This window comes from Rhodanobacter sp. B2A1Ga4, assembly GCF_018101315.1.
GTDB classification, from domain to species: Bacteria; Pseudomonadota; Gammaproteobacteria; order Xanthomonadales; family Rhodanobacteraceae; genus Rhodanobacter; species Rhodanobacter thiooxydans_A.
Genome location: NZ_JADBJR010000001.1, coordinates 1,317,730 through 1,333,688 on the forward strand (window position 1 = coordinate 1,317,730; position 15,959 = coordinate 1,333,688).

Sequence of the window (15,959 nt, forward strand, 5' to 3'; positions counted from 1 at the left end):
GCCGGCTTGGCGCACTGCACGCCGCGGCGCCACCCCCTACAATGGCCGGCAGGTTCCGGAGCCACGCATGAGCGCAATCAACTACACGGTAGCCGAGCTGGCGGAACGCTTCGGCCTCCGCTTCAGCGGCGATGGCACGCGGGGTATCGACGGCGTCGGCACGCTGGCCGGCGCCGGTCCCAGCCAGTTGAGCTTCCTCTCCAACAGCAAGTACGCCGCCCAGCTGGCCGCCACCCGCGCCGGCGTGGTGGTGCTGCGCGAGGAAAACCACGCCGACTGCCCGACGGCGGCGCTGGTCGCGCAGGATCCCTATGTCGCCTACGCGAAGATCGCCGCGCTGTTCGAACGGCTGCCGGCCGCGCCCGCGGGCATCCACCCCAGCGCCGTAGTCGCCGCCGGGGCGCAGGTCAGCGCCAGCGCCAGCATCGGTCCCGGCTGCGTGATCGCGGAGGGCGCGGTGATCGGCGACGGCGCCGTGCTCGGTCCGCACTGCATCGTCGGCGAGGACTGCACCGTCGGCGCGCAGTCGCGACTGGTGGCGCGGGTCACCCTGGTCACCCGGGTCACGCTGGGCCAGCGCGTGCTGGTGCATCCGGGGGCGGTGATCGGCTCGGACGGTTTCGGCCTCGCCTTCGACAAGGATCACTGGATCAAGCTGCCGCAGCTCGGCGGCGTGCGCATCGGCGACGACTGCGAGATTGGCGCGAACACCACGATCGACCGCGGCGCGCTGGACGACACCGTGCTGGAAGAAGACGTGCGGCTGGACAACCAGATCCAGATCGCGCACAACGTGCACGTCGGCGCGCACACCGCGATGGCCGGCTGCGCCGCGGTGGCCGGCAGCGCGAAAATCGGCCGCTGGTGCATGATCGGCGGCAACGCCGGCGTGCTCGGCCATCTCGAACTGGCCGACCGGGTTACCATTACCGCCAAGAGCCTGGTCACGCATTCGATCCGCGAACCCGGCGAATATTCATCAGGCGTGCCACTGCAGGACAACCGCCAGTGGCGGAGGAACGCGGCGCGCTTCAAGCACCTGGACGAGTACGCGCGCCGATTGTCGGCGCTGGAGAAGGACAGCGACAATGAGTGAGGAAAGCGACTTCATGACCATGCCGATCGACGTGGAGCATATCCAGCAACTGCTGCCGCACCGCTATCCGTTCCTGCTGGTGGATCGCGTGATCGAGATCGTGCCCGACGTCAGCGTGGTCGCGCTGAAGAACGTGACTATCAACGAACCGTTCTTCCAGGGCCATTTCCCCGGCCATCCGGTGATGCCCGGCGTGCTGATCATCGAGGCGATGGCGCAGGCCGCCGGCCTGCTGACCCAGCTGAGCCGCCACGCAAAGGGCGACAAGGGCAGCCCGCTGTTCTACCTGGTCAAGGTCGACAACGCACGCTTCAGCGCACCGGTGGTGCCCGGCGACCAGTTGCGCTTCGAAGTCAGCCAGAAGCGCCTGGTGCGCGGCATGGGCCTGTTCGTGGCACGCAGTCTGGTCGATGGCAAGGAAGTGGCCAGCTGTGAACTGATGTGCGCCGCGAGGACCCATAAATGATCCATCCCACTGCGCTGATCGATCCTTCCGCCGTCATTGGCGCCAACGTCAGCATCGGCGCCTACAGCGTGATCGGTGCCGAGGTGGAGATCGGCGACGGCACGGTGATCGGCCCGCACGTGGTGATCGAAGGTCCCACCCGGATCGGGCGCGACAACCACATCACCCAGTTCGCCTCGCTCGGCGGCGCGCCGCAGGACAAGAAGTGGAAAGGCGAGCGCACCGAGCTGGTGATCGGCGACCGCAACCTGATCCGCGAATTCACCACCCTCAACCGTGGCACCGGCGACGGCGGCGGGGTCACCCGCATCGGCAACGACAACTGGGTACTTGCCTACGTGCACATCGCGCATGACTGCCAGATCGGCAACAACGTGGTGTTCTCCAACTACTCGGCGCTGGCCGGGCACGTCACCATCGGCGACTGGACCATCCTGTCCGGTTATTCCGGCGTGCACCAGTTCTGCAAGGTCGGCGCGCATGCGTTCATCGGCATGGGCTGTCTGGTCGGCCACGACGTGCCGCCGTTCGTGATGATGGCGAACGAACAGCAGGGCCGTCCGCGCGGCATCAACAGCGAAGGCCTGAAGCGCCGCGGCTTCGACGCCACGCGCATCGCCGCGATCAAGCGCGCCTACCGCACGCTGTACATGGCCGGCCTGCCGCTACCCGAGGCGCGCGAAAAACTGGTCGAGCTGGCGCGCGAAAGCGACGACGTGCGTGCCATGCTGGAATTCATCGACCACAGCGAGCGGGCGCTCGCCCGATAAGCGTCTCGCTTATCGGGCAATCAGGCACGCGCTCTGGCTTATGCTTCCGGCATGACTGACCACCCGCCGCTCGAATCCCCCCTGATCGCCATCCTCGCCGGCGAAGACTCCGGCGACCAGCTCGGCGCCGACCTGATCGTCGCGCTGCGCCAGCGCTACCCGCAGGCGCGTTTCGTCGGCATCGGCGGCGCGCGCATGCAGCGTGAGGGCTTCGACTCCTGGTACGACATCCGCGAGCTGTCGCTGTTCGGCTTTGCCGAGGTGATCCGCCACCTGCCCCGCCTGCTGCGGCTGCGCAAGGCGCTGGTCGCGCGACTGCTCAGGGAACGGCCGGCCGTGGTGGTCGGCATCGACGCGCCCGACTTCAACCTCGGCGTGGAGCAGCGCCTGAAGCAGGCCGGCCTGCTCACCGTGCACTACGTCAGCCCGTCGGTCTGGGCCTGGCGCGAGCAGCGCGCGGAGAAGATCGGCCGCAGTGCCAGTCGCGTGCTGTGCCTGTTCCCGATGGAGCCGGCGATCTACGCGAAGCACGGCGTCGACGCCCGCTTCGTCGGCCACCCGCTGGCCGATCGCTTCGCGCTGGTCTCCGATCGCGTCGGCGCGCGAGAGATCCTGCAGCTGCCGCAGCAGGCGCCGGTGCTGGCCGTGCTGCCCGGCAGCCGGCTGTCCGAAGTCGGCCGGCTCGGCCGGGCCTTCATCGACGCTGCGAAGCAGGTGGCCGCCGCGGTGCCAGGGTTGCGCGTGGTGATCCCGGCCGCCAACCCCCAGGTGCGCGCCCGGCTCGAAGCCCTGCTCGCCGGCGGACCGCGTGACGAAACCGCGCCGCTGCTGCTGGACGGCCACGCGCACGAGGCGATGCTGGCCGCCGACGTGGTGCTGCTGGCCTCCGGCACCGCCACGCTGGAGGCGATGCTGGCCAAGCGGCCGATGGTGGTGGGCTACCGCGTCGCACCGCTGAGCTACCGCATCGCCCGCGCGCTGAAGATGCTGAAGACCGACGTCTACGCGCTGCCGAACATCCTGGCCCGCGCCAGCGGCCTCGGTGACGGCCTGCTGGTGCCCGAACTGATGCAGGACGACTGCACCGCCGCAAACCTGGCCGCCGCCACGCTCGCCCTGTTCAAGGACAGCGAGCGGCGCGGCGCGATCGTCGCCGCGTTCGAGCAACTGCACCAGGCCCTGCGCGGTGGTCTGGAAGGCCATGCGGGGGATCGTGCGGCAGCGGCGATTGCCGAGCTGATCGACGCGAAGCGTAACGATGGATAAGCACCTGGCCAACACCAGCTGCCCCGAACCTTCCGTTCGGGAAGAGGCGCGGGCCAACGCAGGGAGCCCTCTCATTGCCGGCGTCGATGAGGCCGGCCGCGGCCCGCTGGCCGGTCCACTGGCGGTGGCCGCGGTGATCCTCGATCCGGCCCGCACGATCGTCGGGCTGAACGACTCGAAGAAACTCAGCGAAGCGAAACGCGAGGCACTGTATCCGCTGATCATCGAGCGCGCGCTGGCGTACTGCGTGGTGCTGATCGAGCCGGACGAGATCGACCGCCTGAACATCTTCCAGGCCACCATGGCCGGCATGAGCCGTGCCGTAGCCGGCCTCATGCCGGTCGCCCATGCGGCGCTGATCGACGGCAACCAGTTGCCGAAAGACTTGCCCTGCCCGGGTCGCGCGATCGTCGGCGGCGACGCGCTGGAACCGGCGATCAGCGCCGCGTCGATCCTGGCCAAGGTCAGCCGCGACCGCCTGATGGTGGCACTGGACGACGAACATCCCGGCTACGGCTTCGCCGTGCACAAGGGCTACCCGACCCCGGCGCACTTGGCCGCGCTGCAGCAGCTCGGGCCGTGCGCGCAACACCGCCGCAGCTTCGCGCCGGTACGCCTGCTGCTGGAGCAGGCAAGATTGTTTTGAGCGATCGGCGCGGGGGTTCCCACGCTCGAACAGCCTGGTCGCGGGCCCGTTGAGATTGATCCGCCTAGCCCATTCGTCTATGCAACTTTTCCTCGCGCGGGCGCATCATTCGCTACAGGAATCGCGATCAGCAGGGACGCGCCAGCAACACCGGCCTGTCGTCCAGATGAGACTCGCCGGGCAGGGTCACAAGCGCACTCAAACTCGCAGGAGTCGTGCCATGATGCCTTCACAGAACCGCCCGCCCGTGCTGCCCATGCAGACCATCCCGCCGATACCGGAGCCGGTCATCTTCGCCCCGGCTGGCATCGACGAGATCCTTCCCATGCACGTCGACTACAACCTGCATCCACTGCTGGTACACAGCCTCGACCACTACGTGATCGTCGACGACCAGGGGGAGCGCTTTTACATCCGCTGACTGCATCGCCAGGTCCTCGGGCATGTGCCGACCGCCGCCCTTTCTCGCCCGCAGGCATGTTGCTACGCTGGCGCCATCAATCGGGGGGATGGATGACATGCGCAGGATCGGCATCGCACTGTTGGGCCTCATGCTCTGCTTCGCCGCCAGGGCCGAAGTGAAACCCGGCGAAACGCCGCCGGATGCCCTGGGTACAACCCAGAGCGGGCAAGTGGTGACCGTCTCGTCCCTGCACGGCAAGGTCGTGGTGATCAGCTTCTGGGCCACCTGGTGCGGCTACTGCATGAAGGAGCTGCCGGTACTGGCGGGCCTGCAGACGCTGGCCACCGAACGCGGTCTGTCCCTGCAGGTAGTCACCATCAACCATGAGGAAGACCGGCAGACCTACGTGCGGACCGTTCGCGCCCTGCGCCCACGCCTGCCCGGCCTGCTGATGACCTGGGACCGCGATGGCGCCCTCGGCAAGCCCTACGGCACCAACAAGGGCATCCCGGTCATGGTGATGTTGCATCGCGACGGCACCGTGGCCCATGTGCACGTGGGCTATGGTGAAGACATGCTGGACAGCCTGGTCGCCGAGATCAACACACTGCTGGCCGAGCCGGCACCGTCGGCGGTGGCCGCCGCGCCCGGCTGAGCGGGCTTCCGGCGAGGCGCCGCCGCGCTTCGCGCAAACCGCGCACAAGTCAATCTTGCCGCTGGGCAAGGCGCCGGGTAGCCTGCGGGGACTCACCGCGCAAGAACGCATGACCGTCCGCTATACCCACCTGCACCTGCACAGCGAATATTCGCTGGTCGATTCGACCATCCGCATCAAGGCGCTGGTCGCCGCCTGCGTGCGCGACGGCATCCCGGCGGTGGCGCTGACCGACGACAGCAACATGTTCGCGCTGGTGAAGTTCTACAAGGCCTGCAGCGCGGCCGGCATCAAGCCGATCGGCGGCTGCGACCTGTGGATCTCTGCGCCGGACGATCCGCGCCCGTGGCGACTCACCCTGCTGTGCCAGGATCGCGACGGCTACCTCAACCTGTCGCGGCTGGTCTCGCGCGCGTGGCAGGAAGGCCAGCACGGCGGCCGCGCACTGGTCGAGGCGGGCTGGCTCGGCGCTGGCGCCAGCAGCGGACTGATCGCCCTGCTCGGCCGCGAGAGCGAAGTCGGCCGCATCGCGCTGAACCAGGGTGTTGCGGCCGCGCTGGCGAAACTGCGCCCACTGGCGCGGCTATTCCCCGACCGGCTGTACCTGGAGCTGACCCGCTGCGGCCGTGACGGCGAGGAAAACTGGAATACCGCCGCGCTGGCGCTGGCGGCCGAACTGAACCTGCCGGTGGTCGCCAGCAACGACGTACGCTTCCTCAAGCAGGACGACTTCGGTGCGCACGAGGCGCGCGTGTGCATCAACCAGGGCCGCGTGCTGGCCGACCCGAAACGCCCGCGCGAGTACAGCGACCAGCAATACCTGAAGACGCCCGACGAGATGGCCGCGCTGTTCGCGGACCTGCCCGAGGCGCTGGAAAACACCGTCGAACTGGCGAAACGCTGCAGCCTGGAACTGAAGTTCGGCACCTACTACCTGCCCGACTTCCCGGTACCCGCAGGCCACGACCTCGACAGCCATATCCGCGAGTTGTCGCGACAGGGCCTCAAGGAACGCCTGGCCAATGCGCCGCTGGCCGCCGACCACACGCTGGCCGACTACGAGGCGCGGCTGGAGCGCGAGCTGGACGTCATCGTCAAGATGGGTTTCCCCGGCTACTTCCTGATCGTGGCGGACTTCATCAACTGGGGCAAACAGAACGGCATCCCGGTCGGCCCCGGCCGCGGTTCCGGCGCCGGCTCGCTGGTCGCCTGGGCGCTGAAGATCACCGATCTGGACCCGCTGCAGTTCAACCTGCTGTTCGAGCGCTTCCTCAACCCCGAACGCGTGTCGATGCCCGACTTCGACATCGACTTCTGCATGGACCGCCGCGACGAGGTGATCGACTACGTCGCACAGAAATACGGCCGCGACAAGGTCAGCCAGATCATCACCTACGGCTCGATGGCGGCCAAGGCGGTGCTGCGCGATTCCGGCCGCGTGCTCAGCATGCCGTACGGACAGGTCGACCGGCTGGCCAAGATGGTGCCGCCGCGGCCGCTCGACCTCACCCTGTCCGACGCGCTGGGACGCTCGGAGAAGTCCAAGAAGGAACCCGATCGCGTCGTCAGGGAGTTCTGCGAAACCTACGAGCAGGACGAGGAAGCGCGCGCGCTGATCGACCTGGCGCTGAAGCTGGAAAACCTCACCCGCAACGCCGGCAAGCACGCCGGCGGCGTGGTGATCGCGCCGACCCCGCTCACCGACTTCGCGCCGCTGTACTGCGAAGCCGGCGGCGGCGGCGTGGTGACCCAGTACGACAAGGACGACGTCGAAGCGGTCGGCCTGGTCAAGTTCGACTTCCTCGGCCTGCGCACACTGACCATCATCGACTGGGCGGTGAAGGCGATCAACGCGCGCCGCGCGAAAACCGGCGAAGCGCCGCTGGACATCTCGACGCTGCCGCTGGACGACCCGGCGCCGTACGAGCTGCTGAAGAAGGCGCAGACCATTGCCGTGTTCCAGCTCGAATCCTCCGGCATGCAGCGCATGCTGAAGGACGCCAAGCCCGACCGCTTCGAGGACATCATCGCGTTGGTGGCGCTGTACCGCCCCGGCCCGATGGACCTGATCCCCAGCTTCGTGGCGCGCAAGCACGGCCGCGAGGACGTGGAGTACCCCGACCCGCGCGTCGAGCCGATCCTGAAAGAGACCTACGGCATCATGGTCTACCAGGAGCAGGTAATGCAGATGGCGCAGATCGTGGGCGGCTACTCGCTCGGCGGCGCCGACCTGCTGCGTCGCGCGATGGGCAAGAAGAAGCTGGAGGAAATGGCGAAGGAACGCGCCAAGTTCCGCGAGGGTGCAGCAAAGGACGGCCTCACCGGCGAGAAGGCCGACTCGATCTTCGACCTGATGGAGAAGTTCGCCGGCTACGGCTTCAACAAGTCGCACGCCGCCGCCTATGCGCTGGTCTCCTACCAGACCGCCTGGCTGAAGGCGCACTATCCGGCCGAGTTCATGGCGGCCACGATCTCCTCGGACATGGACAACACCGACAAGGTGGTGACCTTCCTCGACGAGTCGCGTGCGATCGGCATCGCCGTGCAGCCGCCGGACGTCAACGCCTCGGAATACATGTTCGTCGCGGTCGAACCCGACACGTCGTCTGTGCACTCGCGCCAAGGCGCTCGCACGATCCAGTACGGCCTCGGCGCGATCAAGGGTGTCGGCCAGGGTGCGTGCGAGGCCATCGTGGCCGAGCGCGTGCACGGCAAATACACCGACCTGGCCGACTTCTGTCGTCGCGTCGATCCCACCAAACTCAACCGCCGCGTGCTGGAAGCACTGATCATGGCCGGTGCGCTGGATGCGCTGGCGGCCAACCGCGCCAGCCTGATGCTGCAACTTCCCGACGCGATCAAGGCCGCCGAGCAGCACCTGCGCGACAAGCAATCCGGTCAGAACGACATGTTCGGCGCAGCGATGGGCAACACCACGCCAGTGCTGAAGATCGATCTGCCGACCGTGGCGGAATGGCCGCTGGAGCAGAAGCTGCAGGGCGAACGCGACACTCTCGGCCATTACCTTTCCGGCCACCCCACCGACCCATGGAAGGACGAACTGGCGCAACTGTCGACCTGCCCACTGGGCGAGATCGCCGACCGCTACCAGCCGCCGAAGCCGCGCCGGAACGACCACGACGACGGCAACCGTTTCCGCCGCGGCCCGGACACGCCGTGGACCGTCGCCGGCATGGTCACCACCGTGCGCAAGCGCGGCGACAGCGATGCGTTCGTGCGGCTGGAGGACGGCAGCGGCATCATCGAGGTCAGCTTCTTCGGCGAGCTGTACCAGCAGATGGCGCCGCTGTTGACCCGCGACGAGATGCTGGTGGTCGACGGCGGCCTGCGTATCGACGAATTCTCCGGCGGCGGCTTCCAGCTGCGTGCGCGCAGCGCCTGCTCACTGGCCGACGCCTGCCGCCGGCACGCACGATTGCTGCAGCTGAAGTTGAACGGCATCGGCCCGGGTTTCGTCGAACAACTGCAGCACGCACTGGCCGGTTACCGCGGCGGGCGCACCAGCGTGACGCTGCACGGTTACCGCAACCGGGGCGCCCAGGCTGATCTGGAACTGGGCGAGGACTGGCGCGTGGAAGCCATTCCCGACCTGCTGCGCGCCGTGCGCGCCCTGCCCGGCGTGCAGGCCGCGCGCCTGCGTATCGTCAAGCAGCAGGATTGAGCTGCCTTGCTCCCTCCCCTGCTACGCAGGGGAGGGTTGGGGTGGGGTTCGCTCTTGATCTTCTTCGCCAGCTCGGGGCAACCCCCGCCCAACCTCCCCCTGCTTGCAGGGGGAGGAGTCAAAGTCCCCTACTTCCTGCCCCGCTCCAGCATCGCCTTCAGGTCGGCGAATGGATTGCCAGTTGCCGGCGGCGCATCCTCCACCGCCAGCACCCCGCCGCGCACGTGGTCGATGTGCCGCGCGTGCTCGTTGTCGTGGCAATACACGCACAGCAGCTCCCAGTTGCTGCCGTCGGGCGGGTTGAAATCATGGTCGTGGTTGCGATGGTGCACGGTCAGTTCCTGCAGGTTCGCGCGGGTGAACTCGCGCGCGCAGCGGCCGCACACCCATGGGTACATCTTCAGCGCACGCTCGCGGTAGCCCAGCTCGCGCTGCTCGGCGGCGCGTCGGGCCTCGGCCACGATGCGGTCGAGTTTCGCGTGGTCGATGGGTTTGCTGGGCATGGCGGGATCCGGCGAAGACCAAGGGTTCGATGGGGCGGACGATAGCGCAATCGTCCGGCCCGCGGCAGGCATGTGTCGACCCTGTCACAGCCATACGGCGGCGTTCTCGCGTTTTCCTGCGGGACGGTATACTGAGCCGCTTCTGTGCCATGAATAGCAACGAATGAACCCCAACTTCCTCGATTTCGAACAACCCATTGCCGAACTGGACGCGAAGATCGAAGAGCTTCGCCACGCCAGCAGCGGCCAGGCGTTCAACATCGACGAGGAAGTCGGCCGCCTGCGCGAGAAGCTGAAGGTCAAGACCGCGGACATCTTCCGCAACCTCAACTCGTGGCAGACCACCCAGCTGTCGCGCCACCCGGCGCGGCCGTATACGCTCGACTACATCGGCGTGATCTGCGAGGAATTCCACGAGCTGGCCGGCGACCGCATGTACGCCGAGGACGCCGCCATCGTCGGCGGCCTGGGCCGCATCAATGGCCGCCAGGTGATGATCATCGGCCACCAGAAGGGCCGCAACACCAAGGACAAGGTGCGCCGCAACTTCGGCATGCCGCGCCCCGAGGGCTACCGCAAGGCGCTGCGCCTGATGAAGATGGCCGAGCGCTTCGGCCTGCCGCTGCTGACCCTGATCGACACCCCCGGAGCCTACCCCGGCGTGGGCGCCGAGGAGCGCGGCCAGAGCGAGGCGATCGCGCGCAACCTGCTGGAGATGGCCGAGCTGAAAGTGCCGATCGTGTGCACCGTGATCGGCGAAGGCGGCTCCGGCGGCGCGCTGGCGATCGGCGTGGGCGACCGCACCAACATGCTGCAATACTCGACCTATTCGGTGATCTCGCCGGAAGGCTGCGCCTCGATCCTGTGGAAGAGCCCGGACAAGGTGAAGGACGCCGCCGAGGCACTGGGCATGACCGCCCCGCGCCTGCTCGAACTCGGCCTGGTCGACAAGCTGGTGCGCGAACCGCTCGGCGGGGCGCACCGCAACCCGCGTTCGATGGCGATCCGCCTGAAAGCGGTGCTGCTGAATCAGCTCGACGAACTCGAGGCGATGCCGGTTACCGACCTGCTCGAACAGCGCTACAAGCGCCTGCGCAGCTACGGCGCTTACCAGGAGTAAGCGCCGCCGCGACGCCTGTCACCCGCTTGGCGCTACCATCGGCAGCACCCTCATGCTGCCGGGACCCGCCATGGCCCACGACAAACTTGCGGTACTGATCGACGCCGACAACGCCCGTCCCGCCATCGTCGAGGGCCTGCTCGCGGAGATCGCGAAGTACGGCACCGCGCACGTCAAGCGCATCTACGGTGACTGGACCAAGCCGGATTTGAACGGCTGGAAGGAAGTGCTGCTGCGCCACTCGATCCAGCCGATCCAGCAGTTCCGCTACACCGTCGGCAAGAACGCCACCGACTCGGCGATGATCATCGACGCGATGGACCTGCTCTATGCCGAGCGCTTCGACGGCTTCTGCATCGTCTCCAGCGACAGCGACTTCACCCGGCTCGCCTCGCGCATCCGCGAATCCGGGCGCATCGTCTACGGCTTCGGCGAGAAGAAGACGCCCGAACCGTTCCGCACCGCCTGCGACAAATTCATCTACACCGAGGTGCTGGCCGGCGCCAGCGAGACCGCCACCACCACCGCCCCGAAGAAGCATTCGGCGAAGGAATTGCGCGGCGACACGCGCTTGATGAACCTGCTGCGCGGCGCCATCGAGGCCGCCTCCGACGACACCGGCTGGGCCGGGCTGGGCGCGATCGGCAGCATCATCAACAAACAGTCGCCCGATTTCGACTCGCGCAACTACGGCTACGCCAAGCTCAGCGGCCTGATCAAGGGTATTGGCCTGTTCGACACCGAGGAACGCCAGATCGGCAACGGCAAGCATCTCTACGTACGGCCCCGCGACGGCAAGAAGTGAGCAACCCGCTGCACCAGCACCTGCAGGCCGCGCTGGCGTCCATGCCGTCGGCGGCACTGTGCGTGGCCTTCAGCGGCGGCCCGGATTCCAGCGCCCTGCTGCATGCGCTGGCGCAGTTGCCCGAAGCCCGCGCGCGCGGCCTGCGCGCACTGCACGTCGACCACGGGCTGCATGCGGACAGTGCGTTATGGGCCCGACACTGCGAACGCTTCTGCGCCACGCTGGACGTGCCGTGCGAGGTACTGCGCGTGCAGGTCGACGGCGGCAGCGGCAGGGGCGCCGAAGCCGCCGCCCGCGACGCGCGCTACGCCGCACTGGTCATGCAATTGCGCGATGGCGAATACCTGCTGCTCGGCCACCACCGCGACGACCAGGCCGAAACCGTGCTGCTGAAGCTGCTGCGCGGCGCCGGGCCGGAAGGGCTGGGTGGCATGCGTGCGCTGCGCCCGTTCGGTCGCGGCCAGTTGTGGCGGCCGCTGCTGGCGCTGTCGCGCCAACAGCTGCACGATTACGTCGCAGCACAGCAGCTGGATTGCATCGACGATCCGTCCAACGCCGACACCCGCCTGGCGCGCAACCAGCTGCGCCACGAGATCCTGCCGCGACTGGCGCGGCACTGGCCGCAGGCGGTGGATTCGATCCTGCACAGCGCCGCATTGTGCCGCGCCGCTGCGGACGCGCTACGGACGCAATGGCTGGCCGCGTTCGAGGCGCTGCACGACCCCGCCAGCGGCAGCCTGGACGCCCATGGCTGGCTGGCGCTGGCCCCGGCATGGCGCGAGCCGTTGCTCGATCACTGGCTGCACGCACGCGGCCTGTCCGCCCCCACCAGCGCGCAGCGGCGGCAGATCGAGCGCCAGTGCGGCGCGCGCGCGGGCCAGCTGCCGTGCATCCGCTGGGCCGGCACCGAACTGCACATCTGGAAAGGCCGGCTGTGGGCGTTGCCAGCCGAGCGCGTCGTCGACGCCGACTGGCAGATGCCCTGGCATGGCGAACCGCTGGCGCTGCCCGACGGCGGCGAGCTCGCGCTGACGGTCGCAGACGTCCGCCTCACCGAGCCGCTGCAGGTGCGCCTACGTCGCGGCGGCGAACGCATCAAGCCCGATGGCGACGCGCATACGCGCGAACTGCGCGATCTGTTCCAGCAGGCGCACCTGCCTCCATGGCAGCGCCACGCCTGCCCGCTGCTGTACGCCGGCGACGAACTGATCGCGGTGGCCGATCGCTGGACCAGCACCCGCGGCGCGGCGATTTTCCGCCAGGCCGGCGCCTGGCCGCACTGGCGCGCGGGGCGTTGATCCAGGTCACGCCGGGGCCTTTCCGCGGCCCGCGCAGATTGATTCCGGACGCCCGCTGCGCTAGCGTTGCGGGCCATGGCCAAGACCGTTCCCGCACCCGGCAAGACCCCGCCCGCCGCCGACTTCGAACACTCGCTCGACGAGCTGGAACAACTGGTCGCGAAGATGGAAGGCGGCGAGATGAGCCTGGACGAATCGCTGGCCTCGTTCGAACGCGGCATCGGGCTGTTCCGCCATTGCCAGCAGTCGCTGGAGCAGGCCGAACTGCGCGTGCGGCTGCTGCTCGACCCCGAAGCCCCCGACAGCGCCCAACCGTTTGAACCCGAACTCTGAGCTTGGTCCCGCCCTGCAAGCATTGATCGTCCGTGCCGAACAGGCACTGGGCCGCAGCCTGCCGCCGGCCGACCACTCCCCCGCCGAACTGCATCGCGCGATGCGCTACGCCGTGCTCGGCGGCGGCAAGCGGCTGCGCCCACTGCTGGTCTACGCCGCCGCGCACGCGCTCGGCGAAGACGGCCCATCACTGGACGCCGCCGCCTGCGCAGTGGAACTGATCCACGCCTACTCGCTGGTGCATGACGACCTGCCTGCGATGGACGACGACGCGCTGCGCCGCGGCCGTCCGACCTGCCACATCGTGTTCGGCGAGGCGATGGCGATCCTCGCCGGCGACGCACTGCAGGCACTGGCGTTCGAGATCCTCGCCGACGACGCCGCACGACGCGCCGATGCAGCCACCGGCATCGCCACGCTGCGCGCGCTGGGCCAGGCCTGCGGCGCCGAAGGCATGGCTGGCGGCCAGGCGCTGGACCTGGCGGCGGTCGGCCATCCGCTGACGCTGGACGAACTGGAGCACATGCACGCCTGCAAGACCGGCGCGCTGATCCGCGCCTCGGTACAGCTGGGCGCGCTCGCCGCCGGCGCCGACGCCGACACCCGGCAGGCGCTGGACCGCTACGCCTACGCGGTCGGGCTGGCGTTCCAGGTGCGCGACGACATCCTCGACGTGGAAGGCGAATCGGCGGTGATCGGCAAGACCGCCGGCAAGGATGCCGCCGCCGCCAAGCCCACCTTCCCCTCGATCATCGGCCTCGACGCCTCACGCGCCCGGCTGGCCGAGCTGACCGACGCCGCGCTGGCCGCGATCGCGCCGCTGGGCGGGCGCGCGACACTGCTGGAAGAGCTGGCGCTGTACGCCGCCCACCGTCACTACTGAATCGTTCCGCAGGCGCAGCAAAAAGGCAGCCGCAAGGCTGCCTTTTTGCTGGAACAGCGCTGTCTCTACTTGATCAGCCGCAGGGTGAACGGGTACCGGTAAAGCGCCCCCTCATTCGCCTTGATCGCGGCGATGATGGTCAACACCAGCCATGCAACACCGATGATCACCCACAGCGGAATCGCGATGATCAAGCCGATGCCCAGGGTCATGACGGACAGCACGGCCAGCACCACGAACGCGATCGCCACGGTGATGTTGAAGTTCAGCGCCTCCTTGCCCTGGTCGGCGACGAACGGCATGGTGTCCCTCTTCACCAGCCAGATCACGAGCGGTCCGATGAAACAGCCCCAGCCGCCACCGAAGGCCCCGGTCAGAATGGCGCCGGCCAGGGCGGAAAGGTGCGCGAACATCGCCCACTGGCGCTCCTCGGCGGAAGGCGCCCCGGCCATCGGCTCGTTCGGCGGGGGCGGAATGACAGACTCGGGTGGAACGCTCATGCGCTTCTCCTGGTAGTCGGAACTTGCGTCGACGGCTCGCCGGTCGGCTGCCGGTGATGCCGATGCTAGCAAGGCCGAAGACGCTTTGCCGAGCGGACTTGTGGCACGGCCGAAACCGGCTGCGGGCTACTCGCCTGCCACCGTCATCCGCTCCAGCAGGATCGAGCCGGTGAGGATGTGCGAGCGCGGGTCGACATCGGCGCCCACCGCCGCGATGCCGGCGAACATCTCGCGCAGGTTCGCCGCGATGGTGATGCCTTCGACCGGGTAGGCGATCACGCCGTTTTCCACCCAGAACCCCGACGCACCGCGCGAATAGTCGCCGGTAACGGTGGACACGCCCTGCCCCATCACCTCGGTCACCAGCAGGCCGGTGCCCAGGCGTTGCAGCATGCCGTCGAAATCGCTGCGCTCGCCGTCGGCCGCGCCCGGCTCCACGATCAGGTTGTGGATGCCGCCGGCGTTGCCGGTCGACTGCAAACCCAGCTTGCGCGCCGAATAGCTGCCCAGCACGTAGCGCGCCAGCACGCCGCCCTCGACCAGCGCGCTGTCGCGGGTAGCCACGCCCTCGGCGTCGAAATTGCCGGAGCCCTGCCCGCGCGGCAGGTGCGGCCGCTCGTCGATGTTCAGCCAGCCCGGCATCACCGGCTTGCCCACATGGTCGAGCAGAAAACTGGCCTGGCGGTACAGCGCGCCGCCACTGACCGCGCCGAGCAGGTGGCCGATCAGCCCGCGCGCCAGCTCCGGCGCGAACAGCACCGGGCACTGCCGCGTGGACAGGCTGCGCGCGCCCAGCCGTGCCAGCGTGCGTTCGGCCGCCTTGTCGCCGAGCGCCTGCGCGCTGATGAAATCGCCGGGGGCACGCACACTGTCGTACCAGTAGTCGCGCTGCATGCCGTCCGCGTCGCCGGCGATCAGCGCCAGCGACAGCGCATGCCGCGTGCCCCGCTCGCGCCCGACGAAGCCGTGCGAATTCGCGTACACCGACAGCCCCTGCCCGGCCTGCACGCTGGCGCCGTCGGAGTTGCTGATGCCGGCATGCGCACGGCCGGCGTCCTCGATGGCGATGCCCAGCGCGATCGCCTGCGCGGTGTCGATGTCCCACGGATGCCACAGGTCGAGGTCGGGGAATGCCGTGGCCATGCGCGCCGCGTCGGCCAGCCCGGCGGCGGGGTCTTCCTCGGTGTAGCGGGCGATCGCGCAGGCCTGCTCCAGTGTGGCCTGGATCGAATCGGGGTGGAGGTCGGCGGTGCTGGCCGAGCCCTTGCGCTGGCCGAAGTACACGGTAAGGCCGAAACCGCGGTCGCGGGTGTGCTCCACCGTCTCCACTTCGCCCAGGCGCACGTTCACACTCAAGCCCGTGTCGATGCTCGCCGCCACCTCGGCCTGGCTGGCGCCGGCGGCGCGGGCGCGGCGGATCACGTCCTCGGCCAGCCCGGCGAGGCGGTCGAGTTCGTGCGGGCTGGGGTCCGGGCTGATGGCAACTTCGCTCACGTCGGGCTTTCCTGGGAATTAGGCGGGTAGAATAGGCGG

Annotated in this window: 16 protein-coding genes; 13 read left to right on the forward strand and 3 right to left on the reverse strand. The window is 68.5% G+C overall.

Features of this window, described 5'->3' with window-relative positions:
- Positions 1–67 precede the first annotated feature (67 nt).
- The 8 genes from lpxD to dnaE all read left to right on the forward strand — a co-directional run bounded on the left by lpxD (position 68) and on the right by dnaE (position 8,984).
- A complete protein-coding gene (gene lpxD, locus IMW82_RS06175) occupies positions 68–1,096 on the forward strand; it encodes a UDP-3-O-(3-hydroxymyristoyl)glucosamine N-acyltransferase (RefSeq protein WP_108472382.1) in 1,029 nt (342 codons plus the stop codon).
- On the forward strand, positions 1,089–1,562 hold the full coding sequence (gene fabZ, locus IMW82_RS06180) for a 3-hydroxyacyl-ACP dehydratase FabZ (RefSeq protein ID WP_108472381.1): 474 nt from the start codon (positions 1,089–1,091) through the stop codon (positions 1,560–1,562). Before lpxD ends, fabZ begins: the two co-directional genes overlap by 8 nt.
- Positions 1,559–2,332: an acyl-ACP--UDP-N-acetylglucosamine O-acyltransferase gene (gene lpxA, locus IMW82_RS06185; RefSeq protein ID WP_108472380.1), complete on the forward strand. Its 774-nt coding sequence runs from the start codon at positions 1,559–1,561 to the stop codon at positions 2,330–2,332. The genes fabZ and lpxA overlap by 4 nt, the downstream gene beginning before the upstream one ends.
- A gap of 51 nt (positions 2,333–2,383) precedes the next feature.
- Entirely contained in the window at positions 2,384–3,598 is a 1,215-nt protein-coding gene (gene lpxB / locus IMW82_RS06190) for a lipid-A-disaccharide synthase (protein WP_108472379.1), read from the forward strand.
- Entirely contained in the window at positions 3,591–4,244 is a 654-nt protein-coding gene (gene rnhB / locus IMW82_RS06195; protein WP_108472378.1) for a ribonuclease HII, read from the forward strand. Before lpxB ends, rnhB begins: the two co-directional genes overlap by 8 nt.
- A 220-nt stretch (positions 4,245–4,464) precedes the next feature.
- A complete protein-coding gene (locus tag IMW82_RS06200; protein ID WP_108472377.1) occupies positions 4,465–4,665 on the forward strand; it encodes a hypothetical protein in 201 nt (66 codons plus the stop codon).
- 97 nt (positions 4,666–4,762) lie between these two features.
- Positions 4,763–5,302, forward strand: coding sequence for a TlpA disulfide reductase family protein (locus IMW82_RS06205; RefSeq protein WP_108472631.1), 540 nt, complete (start codon positions 4,763–4,765; stop codon positions 5,300–5,302).
- 109 nt (positions 5,303–5,411) lie between these two features.
- Positions 5,412–8,984 (forward strand): DNA polymerase III subunit alpha, encoded by a 3,573-nt coding sequence (gene dnaE / locus IMW82_RS06210; RefSeq protein ID WP_108472630.1) that lies wholly within the window; start codon positions 5,412–5,414, stop codon positions 8,982–8,984.
- A gap of 128 nt (positions 8,985–9,112) precedes the next feature.
- Here dnaE and IMW82_RS06215 read toward each other — a convergent pair whose 3' ends face one another.
- Complete coding sequence (locus IMW82_RS06215; protein ID WP_108472376.1) at positions 9,113–9,487, reverse strand: YajD family HNH nuclease; 375 nt, start codon at positions 9,485–9,487, stop codon at positions 9,113–9,115.
- 163 nt (positions 9,488–9,650) lie between these two features.
- On the opposite strand from IMW82_RS06215, the gene IMW82_RS06220 reads away from it, so the two are divergent.
- From IMW82_RS06220 to IMW82_RS06240, 5 genes are all read left to right on the forward strand, one after another.
- On the forward strand, positions 9,651–10,607 hold the full coding sequence (locus tag IMW82_RS06220; RefSeq protein ID WP_108472375.1) for an acetyl-CoA carboxylase carboxyltransferase subunit alpha: 957 nt from the start codon (positions 9,651–9,653) through the stop codon (positions 10,605–10,607).
- A gap of 70 nt (positions 10,608–10,677) precedes the next feature.
- Positions 10,678–11,412, forward strand: coding sequence for an NYN domain-containing protein (locus IMW82_RS06225; protein WP_108472374.1), 735 nt, complete (start codon positions 10,678–10,680; stop codon positions 11,410–11,412).
- Complete coding sequence (gene tilS / locus IMW82_RS06230) at positions 11,409–12,710, forward strand: tRNA lysidine(34) synthetase TilS (RefSeq protein ID WP_108472373.1); 1,302 nt, start codon at positions 11,409–11,411, stop codon at positions 12,708–12,710. The genes IMW82_RS06225 and tilS overlap by 4 nt, the downstream gene beginning before the upstream one ends.
- A gap of 75 nt (positions 12,711–12,785) precedes the next feature.
- On the forward strand, positions 12,786–13,043 hold the full coding sequence (locus IMW82_RS06235) for an exodeoxyribonuclease VII small subunit (RefSeq protein ID WP_108472372.1): 258 nt from the start codon (positions 12,786–12,788) through the stop codon (positions 13,041–13,043).
- Positions 13,027–13,926: a farnesyl diphosphate synthase gene (locus tag IMW82_RS06240; protein WP_108472371.1), complete on the forward strand. Its 900-nt coding sequence runs from the start codon at positions 13,027–13,029 to the stop codon at positions 13,924–13,926. The genes IMW82_RS06235 and IMW82_RS06240 overlap by 17 nt, the downstream gene beginning before the upstream one ends.
- A gap of 65 nt (positions 13,927–13,991) precedes the next feature.
- Here the strand turns inward: IMW82_RS06240 and IMW82_RS06245 are convergent, their stop codons facing one another.
- Positions 13,992–14,426 (reverse strand): DUF4870 domain-containing protein, encoded by a 435-nt coding sequence (locus tag IMW82_RS06245; RefSeq protein ID WP_108472370.1) that lies wholly within the window; start codon positions 14,424–14,426, stop codon positions 13,992–13,994.
- 126 nt (positions 14,427–14,552) lie between these two features.
- Positions 14,553–15,920: a metalloprotease PmbA gene (gene pmbA, locus IMW82_RS06250; RefSeq protein ID WP_108472369.1), complete on the reverse strand. Its 1,368-nt coding sequence runs from the start codon at positions 15,918–15,920 to the stop codon at positions 14,553–14,555.
- Positions 15,921–15,959: the final 39 nt, after the last annotated feature.

Bases quoted from the DNA above. Each gene is read 5' to 3' on its own strand.
- lpxD (WP_108472382.1), top strand. From the start codon at position 68: ATGAGCGCAATCAACTACACGGTAGCCGAGCTGGCGGAACGCTTCGGC.
- fabZ (WP_108472381.1), top strand. From the start codon at position 1,089: ATGAGTGAGGAAAGCGACTTCATGACCATGCCGATCGACGTGGAGCAT.
- lpxA (WP_108472380.1), top strand. From the start codon at position 1,559: ATGATCCATCCCACTGCGCTGATCGATCCTTCCGCCGTCATTGGCGCC.
- lpxB (WP_108472379.1), top strand. From the start codon at position 2,384: ATGACTGACCACCCGCCGCTCGAATCCCCCCTGATCGCCATCCTCGCC.
- rnhB (WP_108472378.1), top strand. From the start codon at position 3,591: ATGGATAAGCACCTGGCCAACACCAGCTGCCCCGAACCTTCCGTTCGG.
- IMW82_RS06200 (WP_108472377.1), top strand. From the start codon at position 4,465: ATGATGCCTTCACAGAACCGCCCGCCCGTGCTGCCCATGCAGACCATC.
- IMW82_RS06205 (WP_108472631.1), top strand. From the start codon at position 4,763: ATGCGCAGGATCGGCATCGCACTGTTGGGCCTCATGCTCTGCTTCGCC.
- dnaE (WP_108472630.1), top strand. From the start codon at position 5,412: ATGACCGTCCGCTATACCCACCTGCACCTGCACAGCGAATATTCGCTG.
- IMW82_RS06215 (WP_108472376.1), bottom strand. From the start codon at position 9,487: ATGCCCAGCAAACCCATCGACCACGCGAAACTCGACCGCATCGTGGCC.
- IMW82_RS06220 (WP_108472375.1), top strand. From the start codon at position 9,651: ATGAACCCCAACTTCCTCGATTTCGAACAACCCATTGCCGAACTGGAC.
- IMW82_RS06225 (WP_108472374.1), top strand. From the start codon at position 10,678: ATGGCCCACGACAAACTTGCGGTACTGATCGACGCCGACAACGCCCGT.
- IMW82_RS06235 (WP_108472372.1), top strand. From the start codon at position 12,786: ATGGCCAAGACCGTTCCCGCACCCGGCAAGACCCCGCCCGCCGCCGAC.
- IMW82_RS06245 (WP_108472370.1), bottom strand. From the start codon at position 14,426: ATGAGCGTTCCACCCGAGTCTGTCATTCCGCCCCCGCCGAACGAGCCG.